Origin of the sequence: Brasilonema bromeliae SPC951, assembly GCF_012912135.1 — a bacterium.
GTDB classification, from domain to species: domain Bacteria; phylum Cyanobacteriota; class Cyanobacteriia; order Cyanobacteriales; family Nostocaceae; genus Brasilonema; species Brasilonema bromeliae.
The window spans coordinates 1-15,217 of the sequence record NZ_QMEB01000158.1 but is presented as its reverse complement, the minus strand read 5'-3'; the positions used below and the strand labels follow the sequence as shown (position 1 = coordinate 15,217).

General features: G+C 44.7%; 12 protein-coding genes. 9 read left to right on the top strand and 3 right to left on the bottom strand.

Annotated elements, in window-relative coordinates; genetic code table 11:
- Positions 1-302: 302 nt before the first annotated feature.
- The 3 genes from DP116_RS18795 to DP116_RS29490 are packed head-to-tail and all read left to right on the top strand — an operon-like array spanning position 303 to position 5,300.
- The gene (locus DP116_RS18795; protein WP_169156621.1) at positions 303-1,724 is read left to right on the top strand and encodes a GAF domain-containing protein; all 1,422 of its coding nucleotides are present in this window, start codon (positions 303-305) and stop codon (positions 1,722-1,724) included.
- Complete coding sequence (locus DP116_RS18790; protein ID WP_169156620.1) at positions 1,721-2,164, top strand: response regulator; 444 nt, start codon at positions 1,721-1,723, stop codon at positions 2,162-2,164. The genes DP116_RS18795 and DP116_RS18790 overlap by 4 nt, the downstream gene beginning before the upstream one ends.
- 13 nt (positions 2,165-2,177) lie before the next feature.
- Positions 2,178-5,300: a PAS domain S-box protein gene (locus DP116_RS29490; RefSeq protein ID WP_246275696.1), complete on the top strand. Its 3,123-nt coding sequence runs from the start codon at positions 2,178-2,180 to the stop codon at positions 5,298-5,300.
- A gap of 46 nt (positions 5,301-5,346) precedes the next feature.
- On the opposite strand, the gene DP116_RS18775 is transcribed toward DP116_RS29490, so the two are convergent.
- Positions 5,347-6,078: a hypothetical protein gene (locus tag DP116_RS18775; RefSeq protein ID WP_246275695.1), complete on the bottom strand. Its 732-nt coding sequence runs from the start codon at positions 6,076-6,078 to the stop codon at positions 5,347-5,349.
- A gap of 209 nt (positions 6,079-6,287) precedes the next feature.
- Here DP116_RS18775 and DP116_RS18770 point away from each other — a divergent pair, with 209 nt between their 5' ends.
- Entirely contained in the window at positions 6,288-7,079 is a 792-nt protein-coding gene (locus DP116_RS18770) for a DUF3891 family protein (protein WP_169156619.1), read from the top strand.
- Between the two features lie 8 nt (positions 7,080-7,087).
- On the opposite strand, the gene DP116_RS18765 is transcribed toward DP116_RS18770, so the two are convergent.
- On the bottom strand, positions 7,088-8,152 hold the full coding sequence (locus DP116_RS18765; protein ID WP_169156618.1) for a glutathione S-transferase family protein: 1,065 nt from the start codon (positions 8,150-8,152) through the stop codon (positions 7,088-7,090).
- 486 nt (positions 8,153-8,638) lie between these two features.
- Here DP116_RS18765 and DP116_RS18760 point away from each other — a divergent pair, with 486 nt between their 5' ends.
- Entirely contained in the window at positions 8,639-9,898 is a 1,260-nt protein-coding gene (locus tag DP116_RS18760; protein WP_169156617.1) for an RNA-guided endonuclease InsQ/TnpB family protein, read from the top strand.
- A 154-nt stretch (positions 9,899-10,052) separates the two neighbouring features.
- Positions 10,053-11,417, top strand: a complete 1,365-nt coding sequence (gene miaB / locus DP116_RS18755) for a tRNA (N6-isopentenyl adenosine(37)-C2)-methylthiotransferase MiaB (RefSeq protein WP_169156616.1) — start codon at positions 10,053-10,055, stop codon at positions 11,415-11,417.
- Between the two features lie 55 nt (positions 11,418-11,472).
- Here miaB and DP116_RS18750 read toward each other — a convergent pair whose 3' ends face one another.
- Positions 11,473-12,036 (bottom strand): carboxymuconolactone decarboxylase family protein, encoded by a 564-nt coding sequence (locus DP116_RS18750; RefSeq protein ID WP_169156615.1) that lies wholly within the window; start codon positions 12,034-12,036, stop codon positions 11,473-11,475.
- A 160-nt stretch (positions 12,037-12,196) separates the two neighbouring features.
- Between DP116_RS18750 and DP116_RS18745 the strand changes: the two genes are divergently transcribed.
- The 3 genes from DP116_RS18745 to DP116_RS18735 all read left to right on the top strand — a co-directional run bounded on the left by DP116_RS18745 (position 12,197) and on the right by DP116_RS18735 (position 15,143).
- Positions 12,197-12,763 carry a TetR/AcrR family transcriptional regulator gene (locus DP116_RS18745; RefSeq protein ID WP_169156614.1) on the top strand — a complete coding sequence of 189 codons (567 nt, stop codon included), beginning with the start codon at positions 12,197-12,199 and terminating at the stop codon, positions 12,761-12,763.
- 442 nt (positions 12,764-13,205) lie between these two features.
- On the top strand, positions 13,206-14,318 hold the full coding sequence (locus DP116_RS18740; RefSeq protein WP_169156613.1) for a D-alanine--D-alanine ligase family protein: 1,113 nt from the start codon (positions 13,206-13,208) through the stop codon (positions 14,316-14,318).
- A 162-nt stretch (positions 14,319-14,480) separates the two neighbouring features.
- Entirely contained in the window at positions 14,481-15,143 is a 663-nt protein-coding gene (locus DP116_RS18735; protein WP_169156612.1) for a hypothetical protein, read from the top strand.
- Positions 15,144-15,217: the final 74 nt, after the last annotated feature.

Genomic DNA, 15,217 nt, shown 5'->3' with positions numbered 1-15,217 from the left:
AGTTATCAGTTACCAAGTTAAGGGGGGTCAAGAAATCGCTGCGTAGGTAGCTGTTTACTGTTCACTGTTCACTGTTCACTGTTCCTTGTTCCCTGTTAAGCGTTCCCTCTCTCTATAAAACTTGGAAAAGTCTAACCTATCCAAGTTATATCAAGTTATATTATGTATGTTTCTAAGAAACTATTGCACCCTTTGTGCTAAGCCCTTAAAATTGTGCAACACTTCTCAATCTGTCTGACCTGGCTGACGCAAGTGTTTAGCTTATTTTTTGTAAATTCCCCAACTTAACTACCGCCAGACGAATGAACCCAGAGATATTGGTAAAGTTGCAAAACTTGTGTCGAGATCAGGCGGCATTTGAGACGCTTAAGCAGATCCTGGCAGAAGAAGTCCAACACTTAGAACAGGAAAGAAATCAGGCATATTTCCAAATGGAACAGCAGAAAGCATTGTTCCGTGTGATTACTCGCCTGCGGGAACCTCTAGATTTGGAAACAATTTTTAAAGCCACAGCGACTGAGGTTCGCCAACTCTTGAAAGCAGACCGAGTGGGTATGTTTCGCTTCTACCCAAACTCAGGCTGGGATGATGGAGAATTTGTTTCTGAGGATGTAGATCACCGATTTCCTTCAGCTATGGGGCAAAAAATCCACGATCATTGCTTCGGGGAACAGTTTGCAGTCCATTATCAGCAGGGGCGAATTCAGGCGGTTGCAGATATCTATAATTATGGGTTGAGCGACTGTCATATCCAAGTTCTCTCTCAATTTCAGGTACGGGCTAACCTGGCGGTACCGCTGTTGCAAGGTGAAAAACTCTGGGGATTGCTCTGTATTCACCAATGTAGCGCTCAGCGAGAGTGGCTAGCGACAGAAATCGAATTTGTCAGCCAAATTGCCAATCACTTGGGGGTAGCTCTCCAGCACGCAGAACTTTTGGCTGACTTACGGGCAGAAGTACTAGAACGCCTACAGGTTCAGCAAGCAGTACAATCGTTAAATCAGGGACTGCAACGAGCAATCATTGAACTACAAGCAGTGAATAAGGAACTAGAAGCTTTTTGCTACTCTGTCTCCCATGATTTGCGAGCTCCTTTACGCGGTATTGACGGCTTCAGTCAAGCGCTGCTGGAAGACTACTTTGACCTGCTGGATCTAACCGGACAGGACTACTTACAGCGAATTCGAGGAGCGACTCACCGGATGGGGCAATTGATCGATGACCTGCTCAACCTATCTCGGGTGACGCGCAGCGAAATGCACCCCGAATCTGTGGATCTGAGTCTGTTAGCTAGTGGAATCTGTACTGAGTTACAACACAGTCAGCCCGAACGGCAGGTAAAGTTTGCGATCCAAACAGGGCTGGTAGCTCAAGGAGATACTCGTCTGCTGCGGGTGTTGTTGGTGAATTTACTGAATAATGCCTGGAAATTTACATCCAAGCACCCCCAGGCAGAGATTTCGTTTGGAGTGAGCAAGAGCGAAAGTGGCGTCAACGTCTACTTTGTTCGAGATGATGGCGCGGGTTTTGATATGGCATACGCGAACAAGTTATTTGCTCCCTTCCAGCGTTTGCATGGTATGAATGAATTTCCGGGAAATGGGATTGGACTTGCCACTGTGCAGCGGATAGTGCATCGGCATGGTGGTCGGGTATGGGCAGAAGGGGCTGTGGAACAGGGAGCTACTTTTTACTTTACATTATCGGAGGAGAAAGGGGCATGAGCGCGAACAACAAAACTATTCTTCTAGTGGAGGATAATCCCGATGATGAAGCTTTGGCAATCCGAGCTTTGAAGCGGAATCACATCAGCAATGAGATCGTAGTAGTTCATGACGGTGTTGAAGCCCTAGATTACCTGTTTGGAACCGGAGTTTATGCCGGACGAGATATCAGCCTCAAGCCTACGGTGATTTTACTGGATCTGAAACTACCCCGCATTGATGGCATTGAAGTATTGCGCCGCTTGCGAGAAGACGAACGCACGAAGCTTCTGCCAGTGGTGATTCTGACCACTTCTAGTGAAGAACAAGATATGCTTAATAGTTACAGCTTGGGATGCAACAGTTATGTCCGTAAACCCGTGAATTTTATTGAGTTTACCGAAGCAGTCCGGCAATTGGGGATGTACTGGCTCCTTATGAACGAACTACCGCAAATTTAGGAAAGCAGTCACGATGAGCTCTTACCTACGTGTTCTGATTGTTGAGGATTCTGAAGATGATACTCTCTTAAGCGTCAGGGAGTTACGTCGGGGTGGCTATACTGTGGACTATGTTCGGGTGGATACCCGAGATGCCATGCAAGCAGTTCTCGATCAACAATCGTGGGACATTGTGATTGCAGATTACACGCTGCCTGCTTTCAATGCTTTGGAAGCCCTGAAACTCCTCCAAAGCCGGAAACTGGATTTACCTTTTATTATCATCTCCGGCACTATTGGTGAAGATACTGCCGTTGCTGCCATGAAAGCTGGGGCACATGATTATATCATAAAAGGTAATCTCGCCCGCTTGGTACCCGCAGTGGAACGAGAGTTGCGGGAAGCAGAGGAACGCCAGAAACGCTATCGTGCAGAACAGGCGTTACAGGAAGCAGACGAGGTATTGCGAAAGTATACAGATGAGTTAGAAGAACTTTACAACCATGCCCCCTGTGGCTATCACTCCCTAGACAAAAATGGCGTCTTCGTCCGCATCAACGACACAGAACTTAACATGTTGGGGTACACGCGGGATGAGATAATTGGCAAGAAAAAGTTTTCCGACTTACTGACTGCCGAGAGCTTAGAGAGCTTCCAAGAAAATCTCCCGCTTGGACAGCAGCGAGGCAAAGTACGAGATCTAGAGTTCCAAATGATTCGCAAGGATGGCACTATCCTGCCCGTGAGCTTGAGCGCCACTGCGATGACGGATAGTACAGGCAACGACCTGATGAGTCGCTGTGTGGTTATTGATATCAGCGAACGTAAACAGGCACAGGAACAACTTCAGCAAGCTCACCAGGATGTGCAATTGGTCAACGATCGCCTCACCGGGATTATTGAAGGAACCCATGACCTCATCGCAGCCCTAGATCTAGAGTTCCGGTTTATTGCATTCAACAGTGCATACAAACAGGAGTTTCAACAGATATTCGGCAAGACTATTGCAGTGGGCATGAGTTTGATAGACGCACTCGCGCATTTGCCAGAAGAACAAGCCAAAGCCGTAGCAATTTGGGGGCGGGCACTCAGGGGAGAAGAGTTCACGGTGATTGAGGAATTTGGGGATGAACGATTAGAGCGGAATTATTACGAGATTACCTATAGTTCGATTCGCAATGCAAATCATCAGCAGCTTGGGGCATCGCATATTGGCAGAGACATTAGTGATCGCAAGCGCTCAGAGAATGAATTACGGGACTCGGAAGCACGATATCGCTTGCTGTTTGAAAGTAACCCCAACCCCATGTGGGTCTTTGAACTGGAAACCCTGGCTTTTCTTGCGGTGAATCAGGCGGCGATCGCCCATTACGGCTATTCCAAAGAAGAATTTTTGAGCATGACGCTCGCCGACATTATTCCTCCCGCCTACATCACCTCACTGCACCAGAGTTTATCTAACTTCACACCGGGACAGAACGACCTTGGGGTTTGGAAACATCGCAAGAAGGATGGCAGTCTGATCGATGTCAAGGCATTGGCTCACATTTTCTCATTTGCGGGTAAATGGACAAGCCTAGTTCTGATTGACGACATCAGCGATCGCCTGCAAGCAGAACAGAAAATCCGCGAACAAGCAGCCTTGCTCGATGTCGCTACTGACGCAATTTGTGTTCGAGATCTCGAACACCATATCCTCTTCTGGAACAAAGGTGCGGAGCGCTTGTACGGATGGAAAACAGCAGAAGTCTTGGGCAAAAATGCCATTAAACTGTTGTACCGACCTGGGGAAACATTGCCGGAATTTGAAGCGATTCAGGCAACACTGATTCGGGAGGGCAACTGGCAGGGAGAGATTCAGAAAGTCACCAAAGACGGCAAGACCATCGTTGTTGAAAGTCGTTGGACACTGGTGCGCGATGGCTTAGGCAATCCCAAATCCATTCTAACAGTAAGTACTGATATTACTGAGAAAAAACAACTCGAAGCCCAGTTTCTCCGCGCCCAACGGCTAGAAAGCTTAGGCACTCTCGCTTCGGGCATTGCCCACGACTTCAACAATATCCTCACTCCCATTTTGGCAGTTGCTCAACTGCTCCCCCTTAAATTCCCCAACCTTGATGAGAACACTCAGCAACTGCTGAGCATACTGGAAGGCAGTGCCAAGCGTGGTGCTGATTTGGTCAAGCAAATTCTGTCGTTTACTCGTCGAGGAGTGGAAGGCAGCCGTACCATCATCCAGGCTAGGCATTTGCTTTTAGATGTGGCACAGGTCGCTCAAAGAACCTTCCCAAAATCTATCGAAACCGAAACTAATATCGCACCCGATCTTTGGACAGTTTGTGCAGATGCAACTCAACTTCATCAGGTGCTAATGAACCTCTGTGTCAATGCTCGCGACGCCATGCCCGATGGCGGTACCCTAACTATTAGCGCCGAAAACCAATGTATGGATGAAAGCTATGCTCGAATGTATGTGGATGCTAAAGTGGGTCTCTATGTTGTGATGACTATTACTGATACCGGAACGGGCATTGGGCCGGAAATTATGGATCGCATTTTTGACCCCTTTTTTACAACTAAAGAAGTGGGTAAGGGAACTGGTTTAGGACTTTCTACTGTCATGGGCATTGTTAAAAGTCACGGCGGTTTTGTGAATGTTTATAGCGAGATGGGCAAGGGCAGCACCTTTGAGGTATATTTGCCGAGTAGCCAAGTCACTGAAACCCAGGTAGCAACCGATGTAGAACTACCAAGGGGCAATGGCGAATTGATTTTGGCGGTAGATGACGAAGCCACAATCTGCGAGATCACTAAAACTGCCCTGGAAAGCCATAATTATAGGGTTTTAACCGCCAGCGATGGAATTGAGGCACTTGCACTCTACGCTCAGTACAAGAATGACATCAGTGTGGTGTTGATAGATATGATGATGCCAGGGATAGATGGTTCTACCACGATTCTCACGTTGCAACGCATGAATCCCCAGGTGCAAATCATTGCAATGAGCGGACTGATGAGCAATTCGACGACGACTCAAAACAGAAGTCTTGGCATCCAATACTTCTTGCCAAAACCCTTCACAGTTCAGGCATTACTGAGTACCCTACGGGAGGTGTTAACAATTCAAAATTCAAAATTCAAAATTCAAAATTAAAGACAGTTTTCGTTGGGCATTTAAACCCCCCTTTAATTTACGATAACTAACCACGAACGATGAGGCGATCGCCCATAACTTCAACGTCTTTCACCTCCACTGGAAGTTTCTTCAATTCATTTGCAACTTGTTGGTTGAGGTGTTTTTCTGAAAGCCCAAAACGTTGATACATATCCGAGAGAGTCAAGCTAACGTTACCAAACTTAACGCGAGTTGTCTCATCCAAGCTGATTTGTTTATTGTGTACCTTGGGTTTTCCTTCAACCTCTATGTACACGGGGCGATATTTTAAGATGGGCACAGTCGATAGCAGTTTAGAAATTGCAACTTGTTCCTGGGATGGCAACTCGTTTAAGGGAATTGTTCTGAAATCTATCACAGCACCTGCGGAGATTTTGCCATCTTGAATTTGAGTATTTGTCCTCACAACTGCTTGAGCAAGCCGACTTTTATCAGTCGTTTGAGCAATTCCTGAAACAATCAGCGTATTGACTTCATTTGCATCTAGTTGCACTTCACCTTTAGCATTTGCCCCTTTTAAATTGTCATAAATTTTACTCAAGACTTGCTGTTGTGATAGTTGAATCTGGGTTTTGTTTTGGTCTGTTTGAGGAGGTAAACTTGATGTTGTCGGTGGATTTGAGTACCAAACAGGTAGCTGAGTCGCTTGTTGCCAAAAGAAGAATACAATAGCACCAGTACCAGCGAGAGTACAGCCTAATACTAAGAAAAGTCGCTTGAACATGACCAAATTCCAAGCTGAGTTTTTAAGTTTCATATCTTTTTATATAGCAATCCGTTGAGGAGTAGTGAAATTATCTTGTTCTGTTCTTCTCTTCTTCTTTCATACCTTGGCGTTCTTGGCGACTTGGCGGTTCGTTCCAAACAGGACTGCTACATAGCTCTTTTTACATTATTTAGCATAAGTTTTTTGTTTAGCGATTAGTTCAGAATAAAGAGTAGAACAATATTTTTTGCTTTCTATTTATGCTGCATCGTTTAACAAAACAAGGACTTATTTGCATCACTCAACCAAATCACGCTTGGGTTGCAGGTCAGTTAGCACAAGTTTGGGGAAATGAACGTTTTGGTGAGTTTGCTCCCAAAAAAGAAGTTTGTCTAGCTGCTCAACTACATGATATTGGTTGGCTTTTCTGGGAACAAGCACCTACACTCAACCCGCAAACAGGCTATCCCAATAATTTTATGGAACTTTCAACGCCAGAACATATAAATATTTGGTCTGGCGCTAGACAACTTGCACTTCCTTGGGGTAGATATGTAGCACTCCTTATCTCACTTCATGGAACAAGTTTGTATGAAAGATTTACAAGTTGGCAGAACTCACCAACTTCTTCTCAAATTGTGCAGAACTTTTTAGAGAGGGAGTATGCTTTCCAAGAACAAGTGATTGCTTTTCTCAAAAATGACGAATATTATGCACCATACACAAAACCGGAAGTTGTTGAGCGTAATAGAAAGTTAGTAGCGATATGGGATGCACTATCTATCATCTTATGTCAAGAATTAACTAATGATGCATATCTTTCTGGAATACCAACAATTGACGGTGAAACTACGGTCAAACTGACTTTGAAAGATGTCAAAGATAACCATTATCAAGTCGCAGTATCTCCTTGCCCTTTTCAGGTCAGTGAGGTAGAACTCGTTTATGAGGGACGACTTCTACAGGAGACTTTTAGCGATGAAAAAGCAATGCGAGAGGCTTTAATGGGTGATTGTGCGGTGACTTTGAGCACGACTTTGCAACCAGAGTAGGAAGCTTTTTATACAGGATTTGCTTGCTTGCTCATCTTGTCGCGATGATGTGGTTCTTGAAGAAACATTGGATCAGGACCAGAGGGGATAATACCACCTGGGTTGAGTGGGAACAAGTTTCCGTAGTAATCCTGCTTTACACTCTCTAAGTCGCAGGTGTCAGCAATACCTGTGATTTGATATAAGTCACGAAGGTAAGGTCCCAGGTTCTGATAGTCCTGAATTCTTTTGCGGTTACACTTAAAAAGCGCATAGTATACAGTGTCAAAGCGGAATAATGTTGTAAACAAACGGACGTCTGCCAGTGTGACAGTATCTCCACAAAGGTATCGACTGGTATTTAGGACTGTGTCAATTTCATCAAGAGTGGTGAACAATTCATGATAAACTTGCTCATAGGCTTCCTGTGTTTGGGCAAAGCCGCAACGATACACGCCGTTGTTTACGCTTGTGTAAATCCTTTCATTCCATTGGTCAATCTTTTCTTTCAGTTCCTGTGGGTAGAGGTCTAGTGTGGGATTGTTTGCGAACTCGTTGAACTGTGAGTTCAGCATCACAATAATCTCTGAACTTTCGTTGTTCACAATCGTCTTTGTTTGGGAGTCCCACAACACTGGAACTGTAAAGCGTCCACCGTAGCCAGGTTGTGCTAATTCATAAAGTTCGGCAAGCGTGCGACAACCTTCATATTCTTGGTTAAACACCCAACCTCCTTCAATTGGGGAGGGTGACACAATTGTGAGCGATATTGCTTGTTCAAGTTTTTTGAGCGATCGCACAACAAGAGTACGATGTGCCCACGGACAACCCAGCCCTGCGATCAGATTGTAACGCCCTGTTGCTGCTTGGTACACATTCCCTTGCTCTATCCCAACAGAGTTTCTAAATTCGCTGCTTGGTCGAATATACTCGCCTGACTTGTTACGGGGAGCTAATTTCGACATCATCAAATGCCAAATAGTTGTCCAGACAAACTTTCCTAGCTTAATGATGAGCTTTGGTGGAAGTGACTTCTTACCCTTTTTTGTTTTGGTTTGTTTGTCTGCTGCTGGTGAAAGGGTTTGTTGTGACATAATATTAAGCTGCGTGTTTTACAGTCCATAAATTTAATGGTAGCGATGCCATAGTAGTGCGCCACAGCAACTTTGCTAAGTAAACTCATTTTTAGACTCATCCTCTTTTCTCTTCACTCTGCGCTCTGGAGCGCCTCTGCAGTTCATTCCTTTACTCCTCAAACTTGTCTTGGTGGAGTAATAGTCTTAAAAGTGCTTTATCTTACGTGGGGTTTGGGGGAGCTATAAGACCCACGCCAAAATCTCGCTTCTCAAACATTCAAAATTCAAAATGCAAAATTCAAAAAAAGATCTATTATTTTGAACGAGCGAATTTTGAACTTTGAATTAAGCGAGGGCGTGGGATACATGGACTCCACGCGAGATGTTCATGGGGGAAACCCCCAAGACCACACTCGCTCCCCAGGTTAACTTGGGGGACTCGATGTCCCTAAAATTAACATTTAAAGCTTGCCTGCTGTCTAGTAAATCTTCTATAATACTGGAATGATAACACTTACCTACCGTTACAGAATCTATCCAGACATCACTCAGGAGCAAACACTCATCGAGTGGATGGAAATCTGTCGAACAGCCTATAACTATGCACTTCGAGAGATAAAGGATTGGTGTGACAGTCGTAAGTGTTTGATTGATAGATGCTCTCTTGAAAAAGAGTATATCCTCTCTCCTGAATTGAAGTTTCCCGGCGAAATCTATCAGCTTAACAACTTGCCTAAGGCAAAGAAAGAATTTCCTAAGTTGAGCGAAGTTCCTTCTCAAGTTCTCCAACAAGCTATTAAGCAATTGCATAAAGGTTGGGAATACTTTCAGCAGAGGGGTTTTGGTTTTCCTCGATTCAAAAAACACGGGCAGTTTAAATCGTTGCTTTTTCCCCAATTCAAGGAGAATCCAGTCACGAACTTGCATATTAAGTTGCCCAAGATTGGAGCAATCCCAATTAATCTGCACAGACCCATCCCTTCTAGATTTGTGGTCAAGCAAGTAAGAATCTTGAGAAAAGCTGACAAGTGGTATACATCTATCTCTGTTCAATGTGATGTTAATATTCCAGACCCAATTCCATATGGTCATGTGATTGGGGTTGACGTTGGGTTGGAGAAGTTTTTGGCAACTAGTGACGGCGTTCTCGTAAAACCCCCCAAGTTCTTTAAACAATTGCAAAGCAAGCTGAAATTGCTGCAACGCAGGTTGGCGAGATTACAAAGGCGGTCGAAAAACTACGAGAAACAGCGCCTAACGGTTGCTCGACTTCATCACAAAATCGACAACACGAGGAAGGACTTTCACTTCAAAGTGGCTCATGCGCTTTGTGATGCGGGTGACATGGTCTTCATGGAAGATCTGGATTACCGCACCAGTGCCAAAGGGATGTTTGGTAAGCATATGCTTGATGCCGCGTTTGGTCAGTTTAGAGCTATCGTCAAGTATGTGTGTTGGAAAAGAGGAAAGTTCTTCAGTGAAGTGGATGCTAGGGGGACTTCTCAACAGTGTCCTGAATGCGGTGGCCAAGTCAAAAAAGACCATTACGTTAGAGTCCATAGCTGTCCTGATTGCGGATACATAATAGATAGAGATGTGGCAGCAGGTCAAAACATAAGAAATAGAGGAATCAAACTCATTAGTACCGTTGGGCAGACGGGAACCCAAACAGCCTGCGCAGTCGATCTACCGGGGACTGATGAAAATCAGTCTAGGCAAGTGGCGAAATCTCGCAAGAGAACAACCAGGAAATCTTCAAAGTGATTTGGGGAAGCCCACACCATAATCTCTGATTTGGTGAGTCAGCACGGCGCAGGCGGGTTTCCCGCCGTAGGTGACTGACTCTCCCGTTGGGTGTGGGAGGATGTCACAATTTTCAGTAGTGCAATTCGCTATCTCATTCCCTTTGTAAGTTACCATGACCACTTCATCCCGTCGTTATCACATCACCACCTTCGGTTGCCAAATGAACAAAGCCGATTCAGAACGTATGGCTGGCATCCTAGAAGACATGGGCTTTGAGTGGTCAGAAGACCCGAATCAAGCAGATTTAATTCTCTACAACACCTGTTCCATTCGTGATAATGCTGAGCAAAAGGTATATTCATATCTTGGAAGACAAGCAAAGCGTAAGCATGAGCAGCCAGACTTAACTATCGTTGTTTCAGGTTGTGTTGCCCAACAGGAAGGCGAAGCACTGTTGCGACGTGTACCAGAGTTAGACTTGGTGATGGGACCGCAACACACTAACCGTCTGCAAGATTTACTACAACAAGTGTTTGACGGCAACCAAGTTGTCGCAACTGAACCCGTTCATATTATGGAAGATATCACCAAGCCGCGACGGGATAGCACCGTAACCGCTTGGGTAAATGTGATTTACGGCTGTAATGAACGCTGCACTTACTGTGTGGTTCCTAATGTACGCGGTGTGGAACAGTCCCGTACACCTCAGGCAATTCGGACGGAAATTGAAGAAATCGGGCGGCTTGGTTTCAAAGAAGTTACCTTACTCGGTCAAAATATTGATGCTTACGGGCGAGATTTACCAGGAGTCACGCCAGAAGGTCGCCATCTGCACACTTTGACAGATTTACTTTACTACGTTCATGACGTGGAGGGAATTGAGCGGATTCGGTTTGCGACTTCTCACCCCCGTTATTTCACCGAACGCCTCATCAAAGCTTGCGCGGAATTACCCAAGGTGTGCGAACACTTCCACATTCCCTTTCAATCTGGAGATAACGAAGTTCTAAAACGCATGAGTCGGGGTTACACTCATGAGAAATATCGCCGGATAATCGACACAATTCGACAGTATATGCCAGATGCGTCGATTAGTGCTGATGCGATTGTCGGTTTTCCAGGTGAAACAGAGGAACAGTTTGAAAATACTCTCAAACTAGTAGAAGATATTGGCTTTGATCTGCTGAATACAGCAGCGTATTCTCCACGTCCAGGAACACCAGCAGCAATTTGGGATGAGCAATTGAGTGAAGAGACTAAGAGCGATCGCCTGCAACGACTCAATCATCTCGTTGCGATCAAAGCAGCCGAGCGATCGCAACGTTACATGGGACGCGTTGAAGAAGTACTAGTGGAAGACCAAAACTCCAAAGACAAAACTCAAGTGATGGGACGCACCCGTGGAAACCGTCTCACTTTCTTCGCTGGTGACATCAATGAACTTAAAGGGAAGTTGGTGAAGGTAAGAATTACCGAAGTTCGCGCCTTTAGCTTAACGGGTGAACCTGTGGAAGTGCGGGAAGCATTGCCAGTGTAAAAGGTAAATCACGCTTAAGCCCCACGCCATTGACCTCTTCACTAACTGGTTATGCTCAAGGAGTTATGGGTTTTAGTTTTGACCAAGTATTTGCCTTGAACACTTTGTCAAGTGGGGTTTTAGCTATGTGATTCGTGTAGTTGTGAATGACTTTGACAGCGATGCCAAGAATCACCTCAAGAACCTGCTGCTTGCCATAACCAGCAGCCATGAAAGATTCAATTTCGTAGTCTTCAACCCAACCACGGGCTTGCACCATACGCCCAGTAAAGTGACGCAAAGCCTGCAACTTCGGATCTCGAAGTAGAGTGCCATTTCGCAGCGCTTGTATATCTTCAGATGACATCCCAACCATCTTGGCTAAACCAGAGTGTGCTGCCATGCAGTAATGGCATTCGTTCTCGTAGTTTGCTGCCAGATAAATCACCTGCTGCTCAATTGGGCTAAAGCTTGTCGTGCTGAAGAGATCCCATAAAGCCATACCAGCTTTCAAGAGCGCAGGTGCCTCAGCACAAATCCCCTCTAGATTCGGAATGAAACCAAAGACTTCCTTTGCTTTAATTAGGGCTTCCTTGGAATTTTCAGGCGCTGTTTCCACAGTGTATATGGTAAAGTCCATTCCTTTTCTCCTAGGTTATATGTCCAAAACACGGCATTACATAATGGGGGTGAGTGACTCATATCCACCCCTGCGAGTAGCATGTTAAAAAGGTAGACAAATCTGTCTACGTCTAGCAGCTTATCAAAAGTAGACAAAATTGTCTACCAAAACCTGATTTATGACACCGAAACCTAGCAACGCTTACGAAAGAATTCTTTTGACTGCCTCAAAGCTGTTTTATCAAAAGGGGATTCAACACGTTGGTATCAATGAGGTAATTGCTGCTGCAGATGTTGCTAAACGGACTTTCTATAAGCATTTCCCCTCTAAAGACCAGCTCATCTTGGAAGTCATGCTTTATCGAGAAAAGCAATGGTTACAATGGTTCGAGGAGTCTGTCGAGCAAAGGGGAAAAACTGCAAAGGAAAAGTTACTAGCAACATTTGATGTCCTGGGGGAATGGTATGCCCAACCAGACTTTCGGGGATGCCCATTTATTAACGCAGTCCTTGAATTAGCGAATGCCAATCATCCAGTCCACCACGTTTCAGCAAGGCTACGTGAGGCAATTCGCACTCATATCAAGAAGTTAGCAGCAGAAGCGGGGGTGCGCGATCCAGAGACATTCTCCCAACAATACTTGCTTTTGATTGGAGGCGCTAGCTTAATGGCAACAATAGAAGGAACCCCGGCGGGGGCGACTCATGCTCGTCAAGCTCTATCTGTGCTCATTGATGGAAGTTAGCAAACTCTGGCGTTGTTTCCTGAACTCCCAAAAAATTTCTACATGGAAAAATACAGCAACTTTGCTGAGGTGTCCTAGGCGATAAGCCTCTGGCTTGACGCAAAGCGTATCGCAAAGGTTCTTTCTCAGTCTTCGAGAATATTACAACAAACCTAAGAGTCTTATATAAACAGAACTAATTCAACAAGGAATTCGCTTTTAAAATTTGCAATTACAAATCTTTATGAAGTTTGTAAAGTTTTTATAGTTGTTGAGAATAGCATCAATAAATGACGACTTGACAATACTTTCAGGGATTTGTATGATTTTCATAGTTTCGACAGCTGTCGTCATAATCAAGGGAGCCGTATAACTAAATCAAAAAAAGCAACAGAAAAAAATAGAGGAACTTTACTCAGATGTGCTACGCTATCTGAATTTGAGGGTGAGAGAGGTATTTGAGATGACGAAGCTGCGAGTGGGGTTACTCTTTGGTGGTCGTTCGGGAGAACATGAAGTTTCTATAAGTTCAGCACGGGCGATCGCCAGAGCCTTGACGACAGAGCAAAATACTGGTAAATACGAAATTTTGCCTTTCTACATTCAGAAAGATGGACGTTGGCTAGCAGGAGATGTCCCGCAACAAGTTTTGGAATCTGGAACACCGTTGCAATTACCAACTACATCTAATGAGCAATTATCAGTAGCCAAAACTCAAATTCTCAGCCGTTGGCAATCTCCTTCCCAAGTTGCAGAAGTCGATGTTTGGTTTCCTGTTCTCCACGGTCCTAACGGAGAAGATGGGACAATACAGGGATTACTCACCTTAATGCAAGTCCCCTTTGTTGGTTCTGGAGTGTTGGGTTCAGCGGTGGGAATGGATAAAATTGCCATGAAAACAGCCTTTGCCCAAGCAGGATTGCCGCAGGTAAAATACAAAGCGTTAAATAGAGCGCAAGTTTGGTCGAATCCTTGTGTTTTCCCGAAACTGTGTGATGAAATTGAAGCAACTTTGGGTTATCCGTGCTTTGTCAAACCTGCTAATTTAGGTTCATCGGTTGGTATTGCTAAAGTGCGATCGCCCCAAGAATTAGAAGCAGCATTAGATAACGCCGCCAGCTATGACCGAAGGATCATCGTTGAAGCTGGAGTTGTCGCACGAGAATTAGAGTGTGCGGTTTTAGGAAATGATAGTCCGAAAGCTTCAATTGTTGGTGAAATTACTTACGCAAGCGACTTTTATGATTATGAAACTAAATATACAGAAAGAAAAGCAGATTTACTGATTCCAGCACCTATATCGCCAGCTGTGACTCGTCAAATTCAGGAAATGGCTTTGCAAGCCTTTATTGCCGTTGACGCTGCTGGATTGGCAAGGGTAGATTTTTTCTACGTGGAAGCGACAGGAGAAATTTTCATTAACGAAATCAACACATTACCAGGCTTTACAGCAACAAGTATGTACCCTCTACTCTGGGCGCATAGCGGTGTCTCTTTCCCGGAATTAGTTGATAGATTAATCCAGCTGGCTCTGGAAAGACATTCTGCTTTCTCAACAACGCAAAAGGAAAACTGATTTCTCGTCGTTTTTGGAATAAAGTATCAAAAAGTACAATTTTCTAGAAAAAAACATCAGATTAAGTCACCAGTGTTTCCAAAAACTATACTTAAATAACATAGGTTTCTACGGATACATCCTGGTTAACCCTTCAGTACAATTTATAACTGGAGGGTAAAAATGAGCAAAGCAACTATGGAAAATAGCCAGAGTGTACAGCAGCAGTCATCGCAATCAAAAGCACCTATACCTGAGTCGGGGAAGAAAGTTCCAGGACGAACTCTGAGCAAAAATCCCCTGATAAATCTGCTCGTACATCATACTTGGCTATTGCCAGCAGGATTGTTATTGATTTTTCTAGGTAGTAGTGCTGCTGCGTTGTACAGCTTGGGCTATGTGGGGCGTATGCAACCAGAGGAAGAAGAAATAGCCGAAGCTGAAATTATCAAACCAATCAAAGCACCACTCAACGCAATCAATCCTACACCTTTATGGCTAGTGGCCGCTATTGCTCTGAGTTGTGGTAGTGGTACCTTAATATTATTCCTACTGCTAAACCGTCCAGCACAGCGTCAAGAAGTCAGAAATCAGATTAACCGCTATCAGAAACGCTTAGCAAAACGTAGTCCAGGATTAGAACCCCGTCCCAACAAGAGTGTACCAGCGTTTGTGCCATCAAAACCAAAGACGCCTGTTGTAGCAATGCCAGTTCAAACAAAACCTGTAGTCACAGTTTTACCACCAGAGCAAAATGTCTCACAGGGTCAGGGTAAAGAATCTCTGGCGAATATGATGGATATGCGCAAACATACTCCATTGTCAACAATTATACGTAAAGATTAATACGCAAGAATTAACATAATTGGGAGTTGGGAGTTGGGAGTTGGGAGTTGGGAGTTGGGAGTTGGGAGTTGGGA